Source organism: Chryseobacterium sp. TQ-BC-N36 (assembly GCF_058382295.1).
In genome coordinates, this window is record NZ_CM178175.1 from 3,230,926 (window position 1) to 3,246,562 (window position 15,637).

General features: G+C 36.7%; 10 protein-coding genes. All 10 read right to left on the minus strand.

Features of this window, described 5'->3' with window-relative positions:
• Position 1: 1 nt before the first annotated feature.
• Positions 2-886 (minus strand): polysaccharide biosynthesis/export family protein, encoded by an 885-nt coding sequence (locus AC3FI7_RS14420; RefSeq protein ID WP_142725023.1) that lies wholly within the window; start codon positions 884-886, stop codon positions 2-4.
• 34 nt (positions 887-920) lie between these two features.
• A complete protein-coding gene (locus AC3FI7_RS14425; RefSeq protein WP_142725024.1) occupies positions 921-2,039 on the minus strand; it encodes a glycosyltransferase family 4 protein in 1,119 nt (372 codons plus the stop codon).
• Positions 2,040-2,153: 114 nt separating this feature from the next.
• Positions 2,154-3,155 carry a glycosyltransferase family 2 protein gene (locus AC3FI7_RS14430; protein WP_491460373.1) on the minus strand — a complete coding sequence of 334 codons (1,002 nt, stop codon included), beginning with the start codon at positions 3,153-3,155 and terminating at the stop codon, positions 2,154-2,156.
• 3 nt (positions 3,156-3,158) lie between these two features.
• Positions 3,159-4,229, minus strand: a complete 1,071-nt coding sequence (locus AC3FI7_RS14435) for a formimidoylglutamase (protein ID WP_491460374.1) — start codon at positions 4,227-4,229, stop codon at positions 3,159-3,161.
• Between the two features lie 105 nt (positions 4,230-4,334).
• On the minus strand, positions 4,335-5,795 hold the full coding sequence (locus AC3FI7_RS14440) for a T9SS type A sorting domain-containing protein (RefSeq protein WP_343661166.1): 1,461 nt from the start codon (positions 5,793-5,795) through the stop codon (positions 4,335-4,337).
• Between the two features lie 366 nt (positions 5,796-6,161).
• Positions 6,162-6,536: a hypothetical protein gene (locus AC3FI7_RS14445; protein ID WP_142725028.1), complete on the minus strand. Its 375-nt coding sequence runs from the start codon at positions 6,534-6,536 to the stop codon at positions 6,162-6,164.
• Positions 6,537-6,904: 368 nt separating this feature from the next.
• Complete coding sequence (gene topA, locus AC3FI7_RS14450) at positions 6,905-9,466, minus strand: type I DNA topoisomerase (RefSeq protein ID WP_491460375.1); 2,562 nt, start codon at positions 9,464-9,466, stop codon at positions 6,905-6,907.
• Positions 9,467-9,744: 278 nt separating this feature from the next.
• Positions 9,745-13,164, minus strand: coding sequence for a T9SS type A sorting domain-containing protein (locus tag AC3FI7_RS14455; protein WP_491460376.1), 3,420 nt, complete (start codon positions 13,162-13,164; stop codon positions 9,745-9,747).
• 215 nt (positions 13,165-13,379) lie between these two features.
• Complete coding sequence (locus AC3FI7_RS14460; RefSeq protein ID WP_228451277.1) at positions 13,380-14,519, minus strand: EpsG family protein; 1,140 nt, start codon at positions 14,517-14,519, stop codon at positions 13,380-13,382.
• A gap of 1 nt (position 14,520) precedes the next feature.
• The gene (locus AC3FI7_RS14465) at positions 14,521-15,528 is read right to left on the minus strand and encodes a hypothetical protein (RefSeq protein WP_491460377.1); all 1,008 of its coding nucleotides are present in this window, start codon (positions 15,526-15,528) and stop codon (positions 14,521-14,523) included.
• Positions 15,529-15,637: the final 109 nt, after the last annotated feature.

Genomic DNA, 15,637 nt, shown 5'->3' on the forward strand with positions numbered 1-15,637 from the left:
ACTATAGATTTTTAAGAAGTAAATAAATAGACAATGCAGTAGTAATCACTGAAACTCCGGTAGTCAAAGTCTGAATCGGATCTTTACCGAATCCATTCAAGCTTTTCGCTCTTGTGTTCAGATAAATTTCATCTCCGTTCTGGATATAATAAAAAGGGGAATTCATAAGATCTTCCCGGGTAAGGTCTATTTTGGCAATTTTGATTCCTTCCGGGAGCTTTCTGTGAATAACGATCTCTCTCTTATCAATGGTTCTGTTCAATCCTCCATTAATGGCCAGTGCCTCGGTAATGGTAAGCGTATTTTTATGAACCACCTTTTCTCCGGAAAGCCCTGTGGTTTCAACATCCCCCAGAATATAATAAGTAATACCGTCTATATTCAGTCGTACTTCAGATTTTCCTTCCTGGAAGTTTTCATTTACTTTTTCCTGTATTTCTTTTGAAATATCATCAAGGGTTCTTCCTTCAGCTTTGACATAGCCAATTCCAAAAACATTGATTTCCCCATTGCCGTCAACTTTCAGACCATTGAAATAAAAATTCATATTTCCTCCCCTGCTTCCTCCGGAATTAATACCGGCTGATCCTGCTACACTCCCTCCGCCAGAAATCGCAGAACTTGTTACACTTCCGCCGGCTATTCCACCGGAAGTATTGTAAGAGGAATAAAATTGTGCAGCATCTCCTTTGGGAGTTGTCACAATATTAAGATTAAGGATATCATTTTTAGTAATTCTGTATACAGGAATGTTGTAGGGAACAAGACCTTCTTCATTAATCACAAGGCTTTCACTTGGCTGTAAATATCTTACATCCTTTGTTGTGATACATGAGGTAACTAAAAGAGGGAATATTAGAAATAAATATTTAAAGTTCTTCATCATATATAATATTGTTTACAAAAGTAATATTTAATTGTTAATTTTTGTTATTTCTTAACCGATATAGCAAATCCGGGAGGTAAGCACCGAAAAATCCTAATAAAATAATCACCAATAATAAAAGATTGACATTCATGTGTCTTAAGTAATAAGCTACCCCTACAATCATCAGATAATAAAGAATAATATAAAAAGTAGCTCTTCTGTGGGTAAGATCCAGCTTAAGCAACTTATGGTGAATATGGTTTTTATCGGCGTCGAATGGTGATTTCTTGTTGTAAAGCCTGATCATAATTACATTCAATGTATCTACAATCGGAAGAATAAGAATAGCCACAGCTACTACAGGAGCAGACTGCAGATGATATCTTGGCACATCTGCCAGTTTTTTATCTATAAAAATATCTATAAAACAAATGGAAGTAAAGGCAAGTAAAAAACCAAGCAGCATAGACCCCGTATCTCCCATAAATATTTTACGGGTCCTGTAATTGGACAGATTATAATAGAGAAATGCCAGCACTGTCCCGATAATAACCACAGACAATACGACCAGCGGATAATTATATTCTCCCAACCGATAATAGCTTATTCCAAATAAGGCACTGCAGATGACGGAATATCCACCGGCCAATCCATCTATCCCATCTATCAGATTGAAAGCATTGATCAGGATAATAAAAGTAATAATACTGAATATCACACTTACAAAATACTCCAGCTCATAAACCCCGAATATTCCAAATAAACTTCTGATCCTGATATCTGAACCAATAACCACCAACGCGGAAACTACAATCTGTGCAACAAGCTTTTTATAAGCTCTCATCACCACAATATCATCCATCACTCCCACATACAGAAGGATAATCAGTGAGGCAAATAAAAATTTGTAGAGATCAAACAGCTCATAGGCAAAAATAGAAGCACAGATTCCTATCGAATAAAAGATAGCGATCCCACCTAAGTTAGGAATTTCTCTAAGGTGAGAGCTTCTTATTCCAGGCTCATCCATCAGATTTTTTCTTCTTGAAATCTTGACAATGGTAGGAATGGAGAAAAATGTAATTAAAAAGGAGAATACAAAGCCTAATCCTATTTTTATATAGAAAATAGGTATTCCCGATCCGCTTAAGAACAATTCAAAGTTTTTCATTCTTTCTTACTCAGCACTTGTATCCTGTGAATAAAAAATTATAACGCCGGCTGTTATCAAAAACCTCACTACTATTTTTTATTGACCGAAACAATAGTACTACATTTGTGTTTACTAAATCAGTTTTCTTATCAATTTTTTCTGTCCCGCAAAAAATAACAGATAAAAAATTTTTTTCTTCAAGGGCAAAGATAAAAGATAATTCTTACCAAAACGACTATACTTCAATATATCTTGAATTTTTATCTGTCTTTCTTTCATAAAAAGAACCAGCTGCTCAGACATTTCATAGAATATTTCTTCTTTTTTCACGAAGGCCAGATAGGCCAGAAACGAATATATTCCTTCAAAAATCTGAAAATTTTTCAGTTCTTCCTGTTTGCTGGCATATGGGGACTCTCTGAACACCTTTTCTACATCTGATACCGCTTTCAGCATATCAAGTCCTTTTTCTGTATGGGTCTTTGTAATAGAATCTGTACGTTCAAAGTACTGATAATGGAAACTCTGCGTCTGTGCTATAACATCACATTCCAGCAAAAGCTGTGGAATAAGCTGAATATCTTCAAAATGAATTCCTTTTTTAAATCTTTTCCGGTCAAAAAGTTCTTTTTTGAACAGCTTATTACATGCAAAGTAGCTGATATCAGAAAATACAGAAAAGTTACTTTCAAGGATAATTTTTTCAGGCATATTGGGAAGCTGAGTCAGTTTTTGGGTGACTTTTCCGTTTTCGTCCACTTTCTGAATATTACAGATCACCATTTTTGCATGATGTCTTTCTGCTAAAAGAAGCATTTCCTCAAACATATTTTCTGTGACATAGTCATCACTGTCCACAAATCCTATATAATCACCGGTCGCCCTATCAATCCCAAAATTACGGGCGTCGCTTAAACCTCCATTTTCTTTGGTAAAAGCTTTTACTTTATCCGGATATTTCTGAGCATATTCTGTAATGATTTTTTCAGAACGATCTTTACTTCCGTCATTCACAACAAGAATCTCAATATCCGGGAGACTTTGGTTTACCAGAGAGTCAAGGCATTTTGTCAGATAATTTTCTACATTGTAAACGGGAACAATAATGGATACTCTTGAGGGAACATTTGTCATACATTAAATTTTCGTCAGTCTTGCATTCAGCCATCCTTTTTTAGCTTCGTCAAAATCTTTTCTGGAACACGGAATGCAGTTTTCTATATTTTCATCATCACCAAAATACCACAAATTACTGAAAGTATCACGCCTGAATGCATACTGCCTGTCATCTATTAAGACATAGAACAGCTCATAATTTCTTTCTTTCGGATGAGAGTGCTGGATGTTGATCCCTTCAATCAGATACCATAACATCTGCGCTAAAAGCTGATGGTTCAGCTGGTTTTCCGAATAGATATTATAATTAAAGATCCCGACAGACTTCAGGTTTTCACTCAGTCCTATTTCCTTCATGTAGGCACAGATTTCTCTTCTGTTCAATCCGTTGACCTGTGGATTCATAGAAAAAGGCTCACTGAAACTTTCGACAGCATCACAGTTTACAGTCACCAGGTCTGCTTTTCTGAAGAAAGGCTCTGTTCTTTCTGTTGAGTTCATCATTTCAGCAAGACGGATAATATCAAATTCCACTTCTTTGATCAGTCTTACAGAATCCATTTCGTTCAAATGTTTCTGATAACCTAAATGATGATAATTTTTAATGGAAAAATTTTTGGCACCAAAAATTTTGCTTAAAAAGGTATGTTCATTGATTGTCTCTCCCTGCTGGAGAGAAATAATGTTGCTGATCTGGGTATAATTGAGACTTTTCTTGTGAAAATTCAATGCTGAAAATAATGAAAAGGCAAAATCATTGGAACCTCCGATAATCACCGGAATAGCTCTTTTGTAGTGACATGCTGACAGAACTTCCTGCAAGATATAGTGGGTATCCTGAACTGATTTTCCTGATACCAGATCTCCAAGATCTACTACAGGAATTTCAAAGTCCATTTGTGAGAGCTTGTAAAATTCTTTTCTTACTGCTGTAAAGTCCTGCACTTCCGCATCTCCGCCAGCTCCTCTGTAATCTGACACAAACAAGAGAACAATGCTGTCCTCTCTGATATCTTTAGTAATCCGATTTCCTATCTGCCAGCTTTCTGTTTTGAAATTTCTTGGTGAAATGATAAAGTCTTCGAAATCCATATTTTAATTTGAAATGTAATAAATGATTAATTGCTTGATCTAACAAACTTACAAAAAAAGCCTTCCTGGAAGAAGACTTTTGTTAAGATAAGAATTATTTATCAATTATTTTTTTATAAATTTTGATACAACACTTCCTTTAATTGTTTTCATATCGATAAAATACAGCCCTGAAAGAAGACTACTTACATTAATCCCCCCTTCTGATAATTGAGTTTCCGAATACATTATTTTTCTGCCATTTGCGTCATATATAGCATAACCCATTATTTTATCAATTGATGTAACATTCAGAAAATCTTTAGCAGGATTTGGGTAAAGCCCTATTCTTTCCACTGCTGTTTCGGAGGTTTTCAGACTGCTTGCATTGAAAAAATATTTACGGGCAGTTCCTACATAACGAGTTTGCGCTCCATACCAGATTGAATAAACCCCAAATAAAACGATTGAATTTCCATACAGTTCGAATCCTCCATTGTACACACTCTTATTCAGCATTTGTGGGGTAATGATTTTACCATTTAATCCAAAGGAGTTATCAAGATCTCCATTTTCATCCATCTTCAAAGCATAGGTATTGTACCAACCTGTTCCTGAAATCATAAAGCTGCCATCCGGAAGGCGAATCACTTTCATAGGAGTTGAATCAGATTGGACCGGAATAACACTAATTCCTGTATTTTTAAATGTTGTATCTAAAGTTCCGTTTGCATTCAGCCGATAGGTAATCAGTCCAAAACAATTATTTCCGTTACAAATACTTCCAGCAGTTAATCCCAATATTTTTCCATTATCCAAAAACATTAAATGAGCACTGCTGTTTACGTTCTGCCCTGGTGAATACAGAAAAGTACCTGCATTTCCGAAAGACATATCAAAACTACCGTTAGCCTGAAGCTTTGTAACCACGATCCTCTGATCACTCACTGCAACAATTTTCTGGCCAGCCATAAAGATTTCATTATTGTTATTTACGCTTACTTTTCTGTACCGATACGTAAACCCTAAAGCCAGTGTACCTCCGTTTCCAAAAGAAGCATCTACGGTTCCGTCTGGTAAAAGACGTACCAGGCTGTAATCTGAGCCGGAATTGGATGTTGTATATTTCAGAAGATAAATTCTTCCACTTTGATCTATATCTATATCTGCATAGGATGCAGATTGGGTGTAGGGAGTAAAATTATTGACAAAATTTCCATTTTCATCTATTTTTTGTACCCCTCCGAATCCTATATCCATGATAATATAATTACCATCGCCTGCAGGTTTTATACGACCATAGTTTTTCTGGGAAAAAAGCTTATATCCGGAACCATTGGAAAATGAAGTATCTAATATCCCATTAGAAGTAAAACGGGCAATGAAGCTTACTCCTACTGCCAAAACTTTTCCATCAGGAAGTTTTGTTGTAGCCTGAATTTCCAGCCCTCCAGACATTTGACTGCCATTATAAAAAGCAAAATCGGTATACCCACCGCTTAAACCATACGTTGTGTCCAGCAGGTTTTCCTGTGCGAAGACATTCATAGTGATGAAAAGCCCTAAAACAGATAGAATTTTATACATAAGCCTCAATTTAAAATACATTTCAGGTTATTAGTTAGTTTTTAAACGGTCAAAGGTAGAGATTTCATCATAAAACTAATGAAAAAATTTTCCTACAATAATTATAAAGGAACCACGAATAAACAACATTAGCAGTTCCTTTATTCTGTTACATTTCTATTAGCAGCTGGAATTTCATTTTCACCAAAAGTTTCAGTATCCCAAAAAACCTATTCTGCCAAGGAAAATTATCATACAACAAGATTTTAAATTAAAATAATTTTTATTTTCAGGTGTCATTCATTTTTTTTACATCCTAAGACTTCAAAAACAAATCCGTCCCATATAGCATATGAGACGGATTTTATTCTAATCAGAAACGATTAATTAGCACTTTCCGAATGACTGGCTGATAATTGTTATTCCGGCTATATTAATATTAACTCTAATTCCTGTTGGGATCCCCCAGGTAGTACATATTGATAAACAAGCCTGACCCGCTGTTCCATTAGGAATACTTAATGGGATGCTAAAGCAATATTTCCCAAAACCTAACGGTAAATTGATACAGACTTTGTTATTCTCAACAGTAATTGATATACACTCTGCCGTTACAAGAAGATAACCGGCACTGGCATTCACCAGGCTTAAATCTGATTCTGCTCCTACCGCACGGCGACTTGCCTGGCTGTCATCGTGTGATCTTTTTGCTGCTTCTAATGCGTGTGAGATAGCTTCTTTGCTAAAATTAAATTCTGACATGATCTTATAGTTTTTGTTTTCTTACTCATATGGCTTTTCAGAATCCGCCCCGTTTTTAAAGTGGTTTCTGAACTCCACTCACTGTAATATTACGATGTAAAACTACAGATTTAAAATACTGAATATCACAGTCTTAGTACTGTATTTTTCATTTACGTATTTATACTTAGAACTAAGCAATCATCGCCATCCGCAAGGTTAAATCCCTACAAAGAGAATTTAGTTAACTGTTATCATAGGTCTTTTTATATTTTTTAATGATTCTCAATGAAAAGCACTAGCCCATATAACCATCATTTAGCAGCCAGCTTTATAAAAGCAAAAAAGCACAGACTTTGTCTGCGCTTTCATATTGTATTAAAAACTATTTATTTCTTTTTGGCAGCGGTTTTCTTTACCGCTGTTGTTTTCTTTGTAGTAGCAGTTTTTTTAGCTGCTGGTTTTTTCTTTTCCGCAAAGGCTTTCGGATCCTGATCAGTAATCCATTTTTTAACCTCATCTAAAGAAATTTCTTTCAGTTCATCTGATTCATATTTTGTATCATCAGCTTTCTTTGGAATTTTGAACATTGCTTTTCCGAATTTGATGAAAGGTCCCCATCTTCCGTTTTCAATGGAAATTTTTTCTTTTTCCCACTGTTGGATGTACCGGTTCGCCTCTTTTTCAAGTTTAGCATCAATCAGTTCATTGATATCACTCTGAGAAAGGTTTTCAAAATCATATCTCTTAGGAACATTTACGAAAATATCCCTGTACTTGATAAATGGCCCGAATCTTCCTGTACCTTTTGTTACGGGTTCCCCTTTATACGTTGCAATCGGAGCATCAGCAATTTTCTTTTCACTGATAATTTCCTCAGCACGTTTCTGATCTACAGAAAGCGGATCTTCACCTTTCGGAATACTGATATAAGTTTCTCCCCATTTTACATAAGGTCCAAATCTGCCCACTCCAACAGAAACCGGTTGTCCGTCAACTTCATTTAAGTCAAAAGGTAATTTGAACAATTCCAAAGCTTCTTCAAAAGTAACGGTTGCAATATTCTGTCCAGCCATTAAGGAGGCAAAGATCGGTTTTTCCTCATCATCTGTTTCTCCAATCTGGATCATTGCTCCAAATCTTCCGATTCTGGCATGTACATTTTTACCGGTCTTAGGATCTACTCCTAAAAGTCTGTCTCCTGTTGCACGGTCTGCATTTTCTTCTACGTCTTCAATTCTCGGGTGGAATTTTGAGTAGAAATTCGTCATCATCTCCTTCCATTTCTGATCACCGCTTGCAATTTCGTCAAAGCTTTCCTCCACTCTTGCTGTGAAACCATAATCAAGAATTTCTCTAAAGTTATCTGTTAAGAAATCATTGACAACTTCACCGATATCTGTAGGCACAAATTTATTTTTATCACCACCGAATTTCTCTTCAAGAACCACTTTTTTGATCTTGTCATTCAGCAGAGACATTTTGATTACTTCACGGGTTTGTGGTTCTATTTCTCTTTTATCCACATATTCCCTGTTCTGTATCGTCTGAATTGTAGGCGCATAAGTAGAAGGCCTCCCAATTCCCAGTTCTTCAAGTTTCTTCACCAATCCGGCTTCTGTATACCTTGCGCTTGGCCTTGTGAATTTTTCAGTGGCTGTTATAGATTTATAATTCAGGATCTCACCTACCTTTACTTTCGGAAGTAATTTTTCATTGTTTTCTTCATCATCGTCCTCCGCTTTTACAATTCCATAAGCTTTCAGGAAACCGTCGAATATAATAACCTCTCCCTGTGCTTCAAAATGATGCGGCAATGATGTATTGCCTATTTCAATCACTGTCTTTTCAATTTTGGCATTAGCCATCTGAGAAGCCAGTGTTCTTCTGTATATTAATTGATACAACCTGTTGAGCTGCGCATCTCCTATACTTTTCACTCCAAAATCCGTAGGACGGATGGCCTCGTGAGCTTCCTGTGCTGAAGCTGACTTTGTAGTATAGTTTCTCGGAGAAGAATATTCTGCTCCATATTCTGATACAATTTGTTTTTTCGCTCCTTCAATAGCTTCCTGCGAAAGATTCACAGAGTCTGTTCTCATATAGGTAATGAAACCCTCTTCGTATAGCCTCTGAGCCAGGCGCATCGTATTGGTTACGTTATATCCAAGTCTTGAAGAAGCTTCCTGTTGTAAAGTAGATGTTGTAAAAGGTGCTGAAGCCGAACGTGTACCTGGTTTGGTTTCAACATTCAGAACTTTAAATTCCGTAGTCCTGGACTGTTCCAGGAATTTTTCTGCTTCTTCCTCTTTTTCAAAGTCTTTTTTCAGCTTGGCAGCAATTTCCTGCTCAGCTTTATTTAAAAAGATCCCATCAAGCTTAAAACTTGCCTTTGGCGTAAACTCACGGATCTCCTTTTCTCTTTCAACAATCAGTCTTACCGCTACAGACTGTACCCTTCCTGCAGACAGTCCCGGTTTTACTTTCTTCCATAAAACGGGTGACATTTCAAAACCTACAATTCTGTCCAGCACTCTTCTTGCCTGCTGGGCATTCACCAAATTCTGATCAATATCTCTGGGATTGTCGATTGCCTTTAGAATGGCATTTTTAGTAATCTCATGGAAAACAATTCTCTTTCTGTTCTCAGGCTTCAGCTTCAGTTCATCCGCAAGATGCCATGCAATGGCCTCTCCTTCACGGTCTTCATCGGAAGCAAGCCATACCATATCTGCTTTCTTTACAGCGGCCTTTAATTCGGTTACCAATTTCTTTTTGTCTGCTGAAACTTCGTAATCAGGACTGAAGGTAGCAAGATCTATCCCCATTCCTTTTTTAGGGAGATCCCGGATATGCCCGAAACTGGATTTCACTTCAAAATCCTTTCCTAAATATTTTTGAATAGTTTTTGCTTTAGCCGGGGACTCTACGATTACTAAATTTTTCGACATTCTAACTAAAAATTTTTGCAAAAGTAAAGCTTTTTTATTATATACTTTTTGTTAAACGGCTTTAATTTAACAAACAAATTAGTTTATTCACTATTTCAACACCTCTTTTTAAAACAAACAAATGCCTTTCCAGTATAGGTTTTAGGCTGTTATGAACATATCAACATATAATGATATAGAATTTTTCATCATTCATGATAGATGCAAGAAATATGCATATTAGTAAAACAGCGGAATAAGAGATCTTATACCGCTGTTTTACTGTCTTTTTTTCAGTATTACCGTTTTATAATTTTTACCATTGCCTCTGAATTATTTATCCTTATTAAATACACGCCTGTATTTAAAGATGAAAGATCTGTCTGATTATTGATGAACTTTCCTGATTTTACAAGCTGTCCCAAGGCATTAAAAATTTGAAAATTATATTCTTTATTTTCCGTTGCCTTTATATAGAGAATATTGGATACAGGGCTTGGATATAGGGATATCTTGTTCTCAACAGTCTTAAATACTGTATTTGCAGTACTTAATGTAGGACCATTGGGTATTATGGTAGTTCTTGAAGCCGGTCCTTCTTCATTACCATTGGCATCATATTCTATTTTCACGCATCGGCATCCTGTTCCGAAGTAAGGATCATTATTATCATGAAAAACTATTATTCTATTAGTTGTAGCAGCTGCATCAAATAAGACATTGACTGATCTTCCCAGATAATTAGAATTTAAAGCAGCCGTCCAGACAGCAGGATACTGAAAGTTCAGAACATTAAATGTTCCCTGTGCTGTTTGATTCGCGGTCACACTTCTGAATCCTCTTGATCCGGAATCAGGATAATTTCCCAAAGGATATACAGGATTATTGAAGGTATATCCTACCGTAGCATTGGCAGAGTTTCTCACTCTTGTACCTGAATAATCCGTAGCAATACTGTATGACGTTGCTACATTTTTATCTTTTTTATACCAGGGAGTCTGCCCGAAATCTGTTCCTGAAACCAAAGCGACATTGGTAAGATCAGGAACCCTCCATCCTTCAGGACAAGGATCAAAAGGTGATTTCCTGCCTCCTCTCCCCCATCTGTCCGGAGCTAAGTTAGGCTCTGTTGCAAGCCAGTCTGTTCCGTTGGTATAATTAGGTGTCGTGCTGTTGTAAGGGGCAAAAGAACTGGGAATCATATACACCAAAGGGTTCTTCACAGAATAAGATAATATTTTGGAAATTTTGTCTGCCGGTTTATCTACAACCTGTACATTAGATGATGCAGCATAAGTATTGTAAGGCACAATATAACTTCCTGAAAGATTATTGTAGTCCGTGGGATTGAGTGTACTGTAGGTAACAGTTCCATTAGCTGCTGCTGTCCCTAAAAACACATTATAGAAACTTCTGTTATCTGCATATTGAAATACAGGAATAGGATCTTTTCTTCCCCATTGATAGTGCAGGCCGGTAGAGGCGCGTATTTTTAAAAGTTCATCAGCGGTAGGTGCCTGCGGATTGGCAATTGCAGGAAAAGCATCTGTAGCCCCAAGATTCCGATCCATAAAAGTCGTCTGGAAAACTACATCGGCTTTATCTGCATAATTTACATAGTTCGTAACTGTTGCCGGAGCTTCAGTTGTATAAGTATAAGATCCTACAGGAGAATCTGTCACCCAGATATGCCAGCTCCAGTATACCGGTGAAGATATACTGCCGTTATGCAATGTCACAACTGCATTTCCACTCTCATTGGGAGCAATTTCTACAGATAATTTAGAATTGACAATATCCTGCAGTGATGAAGGTGAAGGGTTCACTACTGAAATTTTACTGACAAGGCCTGCATTGGTTGTCCAGAGAACATTTCCTTTTAAATTGTTAAAACTGGAAGGATTTAGTATTTCAGCATTATTCAATAATTGACTTTGCACAGAAAATGCTTTACTGACCGGAATTTCGATGGTAGTCACAGCCCCGCTTTTTACAATCTGGTAGGTATTCGGATTATTGAATCCTTCTTTATATTCTGCAGCTGAAGGCAGATATTCAATTGGAAAATCATAGTCATTGATCACATAGAGTGGATCTTTTATACATCTGCAGCCATTCGCATCCGAAGTGTACATTATGGACATTGGAAAATAATAATAGCGTCCTTTAATATTAGGGTAGTTTGCATCCGGGACATCAGGTTGTGTCTTGTCCGGAATCATAGAAAGTCCTCTGACCGTAACGGCAGGAGAAGTATCAAACTGCCGGGCCATGGTAGCCGTCCAAAGTGCCGTGTGGTGCTGATCAGTATACTGCCCCTGGTGAGCACCCCTGATAAGCTGCCCGTTTCCGGGGAAGATTCCCATATTATATCCCCCCACAGATGAAAGATCAAAACCCCAATTGGGATAAATTTTAAATCCTGTCATGAAAGCAGGGACGCCTGCATCAGTAGGTTTTATAATGTGATATTTATTGGTTTCAAAAACATTTTTCGCCATATTGGTTCTCACTCCGAAGGGTGAAAAGTCTATTCTTATATCATCTACATAAGATGAGGAAGCAAGATTTGCAACAAGCATAGAGGGTACACGCCATCCGTTGGGGCATGGATCATATGGCGATTTATCTCTATAAGGTTTTGCTTTATCATCAGTATTGTAAACAGATTCTATTTTTCCTTGTGCATTATCAGACCAGAGATTAAGCTCTGAAAGCCTGTTATTCGGTAAAGCTGTCGATTTTCCAAACCAATTGACAGGGAGATTAAGATTATTGTTGTAATAAGCCTGGCCAGAGTTATCATCTTTGTTCACATAAATAAGGCTCAAAGGATTTTTTACAGAAAGTCTTATATTATTGGTTACTTCTGCTTCAGAAAGCAGAACGAATTTCCTGAGGTCATCAATACTTACAGCATTGGTCATATTCTTTGCTCCTCTATGCCTGATTCTGCCTATAGATCCTGAGGCTTCATAAAAATCATTTCCTCTGGTAACTAATGGAGGAATAGGATCTTTTCGTCCCCACTGATAAAGAAGCCCAATGCTTCTATTCCAGTCTGATGCAGTGATAGAGCTTGTAATTGCTCCAAGATTCCTATCCATCCACTTCCAGTCGGAGTCAGGAATAACTTCGGTACTCCCGTCTGATTTCATTCTTTTAACATTGCTGAAACTTCTGTAAGCAGCTCCGTTTGTGGGATCATCAGTCACCCAGATATGCCAGCTCCAATAAATTTCTCCGTTTACTTTGAAAGCAATGACGGCATTTCCTTTTTTTGTTTTATTGACCGGAACTTTTATTTTGGCATCCTGTCCGGTTCCTGTGATTTCAAGAGCGTAGTTTACTCCGGATTTTATAAGTCCATGAACATCTTCCCATAAAACATCCGCCGTTACGGTACCAGCCGGGATACCACTCCCATTAAGATACCCCCCTCCTTCCCACATGGCGTAGGCCTTCTTTACCGGAACCAGTAATCCCTCGCTATTCTGACCGGGATCAAAAATGTAACTGTTAGGAGCTTTTTTCCAATCCGGAAGGAATAATTTTGCCAATTCGGGTAACGGTCTGGCCAGTGAGTCCGTATTTTCAGCAATCCATACTGCTCTTATAGGTCCATGTGAGGAAAGACTCTCTCTGGTGCTTCCTTTAGAACAGATTCCCAATGATATCAGACAGAAGACTGTCGCTAATTTTTCAGCTAACCTTTTCATACCTTATAATTTAGTGTCATTACCCAAATACAATTTTTAAGCCTATCTCAACAAAAAGAGATTTATTTTATAAATAAAAACAACATAAATTAAATATGTTATTAATAATTTAAAAACAAAACTAGTAAACAGTATAAACATGAACAAACCTTTCATAAAAAAAGACAGCCTTACAGTTGTCTTTTTTTATCTGATTATATCTAATCTCCGAAATCCTATGGAAGAATATAATTTTGATAACGTTCTATTGAAAATCGTCCGGCCTTGATATTATTAAAAATCGCAAAAACGACAAAATTGAAGACGACGAGTGAAATAATGAAGGCATAAATCATATTTCTGACCCTTCCGGAAACAACATACATTGCATTGGGAATAATGATGTATGAGAAGCCAATGAAAGCGCCTGCCAGCCTCGACGAGAATATAGGGTTATTTCTAAAAATAAAGTAAAGGCATATTCCTATTACAGCATAATTCCTATGATATTCATAATAAGGATACAGCGCTTTCATCTTGTTATCAAAAGCAAAAAGAAAGAATGTCAGGATAGCCATCATGACTTCCGGAATTCCAATACCTCCGTTCAGTCGCTGCACCGTTTCATCCATATACCCGTTAAACCCTTCCACAAGCATATTATCAGAGGCCATCCCATCTAAAAAGCTACCAAAACTTCGGTATATTTCAAATGGAGACAGGAAAACCGAGCCAATAATCATAACCAGCATCACTGTCTTATTCAGGGGAACACGAGCCAGCCAGTACATTGGCAGGAATAAATAACAAACACTGTGTATCCCGGACCCTATAAATATGAAAAATAAGTAATGCCAGAATTTTCGTTCTTTGATATACCGTATGGCAAAATAAACAATAAAAGTTCCCAGGTTTTGTCTGATCTGCCCGCTTTCTCCGATAAAAAAATTGGGAATAAACATGAAAAGGGTAAAAGTAAAAGGGTAAAAGGTATTATCTTCTGTATATTCCACCTTTAGGATCATTGCAAAAATAGCAATAACCAGAGTCACCATATAAAAAGGAGCATCAAAAACATTGAGCAGAATTTTATTGATCAGTGTATACAGCCATTCCACATCCAGGTTTTCCGTCCCCTTCATGTGAAGCATTTTCATAAATATGCTGTAATAGCTTTTGGTATCCGAGTAAATATAAATTCCTTTGTAACTTCCGTAGTCCGGTCCTACATCTTTTCTAAAACCAACAATAATAATAAAATAAACAGCAAGGAACCAGAACCATTTTTTATCAACTTTTTTCCCAAACACCTCCTGAACACTGAAGAACAGCATATAAAGGATTGCAATTAAATAATACGGATGTAGTAAACTCATGCTAAATCTCTGATGTTTTTTTAAACTGATGATATGCTGTGATAATTCCGGTCAGGATTAAAGGTAAAAAAAGTCTTACTTCCCAAAAAAGCCCTACTAAAGTAATCATAATAAGATAAGGAATGGAAAAGAAAAAGTATTTTCCAAAAATACTTCTGTTTTCTTCTTCTGTGCAAAGCCTGTATATAAAATAAATCACAATAAGCGCAAAGACAAGTCCGGCAAGATTGAAGGGGCTGGAAAAATTTCTGTTGATGTAGAACCCTTCCACAAAAGTAGTTTCATCCTGTACAAGTACCGCTCTCAATCCAAGATACGGAATAAGAAAAGCAATCACCAGCGGAATTGTTTTCCAGATTACCTGATAATTTCTTTTTTTAAGCTCATCAATATCAAAAAATACTGCCGCAAAAAAAGCAATATTCAGACAGGCCGTTTCTCTTACCAGTGTAGAGATCCCAATCAGGCCAATGAGAATAAAAAAGAAAATATTTCTTCCGGTGTCTAAATATTTCAACGTTAGGAATACACCTGCCAGATAACAGAAAAGTGCTATCGTGTCACAGTTGGTTGGCGCATACTGTGTGATTACAATAAAAAAAACAGATAAAAGATGGATAATCCTTCTGGCATTAATATTCAGAAGAAGTCCTGTTGATTTCATTTTGAAAACAGCATTTAAAATCAAAGAACACCCAATAAAGAAAACACTGTTCATCAGGAAAAGCCCATGATAGAAAGGGGTTCCGTTCTTTGACAGAAAATCTTTGAAGAAGGAAAGGGGGCCGTTGATCAGATGGTACATCAGATCTGTCATCTGCACACTCAGATAATTGGGGATTACCCTGTAAGCATATACCGAGGAAAATAAAAATTCGGGGGTGGTTTCTGACGTCTTAAGTCTTGTATAGGAAGATTCAAATCCATAATAAGACATCGCAAACAACAGAAGCGGAAGTACTATTACAAATAGAAATCCGTTTAATTTTTCATCATTTCTTTTCAACATATCTAAAACAGATTCTTATTTATTTAATAATAATGGTGGTTTAAAATACATTTTTTCAAAAGGGAACTTTTGCAAAAGTAGAATATTTTTTGAATCTTCCTAGAATATT

What these genes read in the sequence shown, in the direction of transcription:
- AC3FI7_RS14420 (WP_142725023.1), bottom strand. Translation starts at nt 886, where the DNA reads ATGATGAAGAACTTTAAATATTTATTTCTAATATTCCCTCTTTTAGTT.
- AC3FI7_RS14425 (WP_142725024.1), bottom strand. Translation starts at nt 2,039, where the DNA reads ATGAAAAACTTTGAATTGTTCTTAAGCGGATCGGGAATACCTATTTTC.
- AC3FI7_RS14430 (WP_491460373.1), bottom strand. Translation starts at nt 3,155, where the DNA reads ATGACAAATGTTCCCTCAAGAGTATCCATTATTGTTCCCGTTTACAAT.
- AC3FI7_RS14435 (WP_491460374.1), bottom strand. Translation starts at nt 4,229, where the DNA reads ATGGATTTCGAAGACTTTATCATTTCACCAAGAAATTTCAAAACAGAA.
- AC3FI7_RS14440 (WP_343661166.1), bottom strand. Translation starts at nt 5,795, where the DNA reads ATGTATAAAATTCTATCTGTTTTAGGGCTTTTCATCACTATGAATGTC.
- AC3FI7_RS14445 (WP_142725028.1), bottom strand. Translation starts at nt 6,536, where the DNA reads ATGTCAGAATTTAATTTTAGCAAAGAAGCTATCTCACACGCATTAGAA.
- topA (WP_491460375.1), bottom strand. Translation starts at nt 9,466, where the DNA reads ATGTCGAAAAATTTAGTAATCGTAGAGTCCCCGGCTAAAGCAAAAACT.
- AC3FI7_RS14455 (WP_491460376.1), bottom strand. Translation starts at nt 13,164, where the DNA reads ATGAAAAGGTTAGCTGAAAAATTAGCGACAGTCTTCTGTCTGATATCA.
- AC3FI7_RS14460 (WP_228451277.1), bottom strand. Translation starts at nt 14,519, where the DNA reads ATGAGTTTACTACATCCGTATTATTTAATTGCAATCCTTTATATGCTG.
- AC3FI7_RS14465 (WP_491460377.1), bottom strand. Translation starts at nt 15,528, where the DNA reads ATGTTGAAAAGAAATGATGAAAAATTAAACGGATTTCTATTTGTAATA.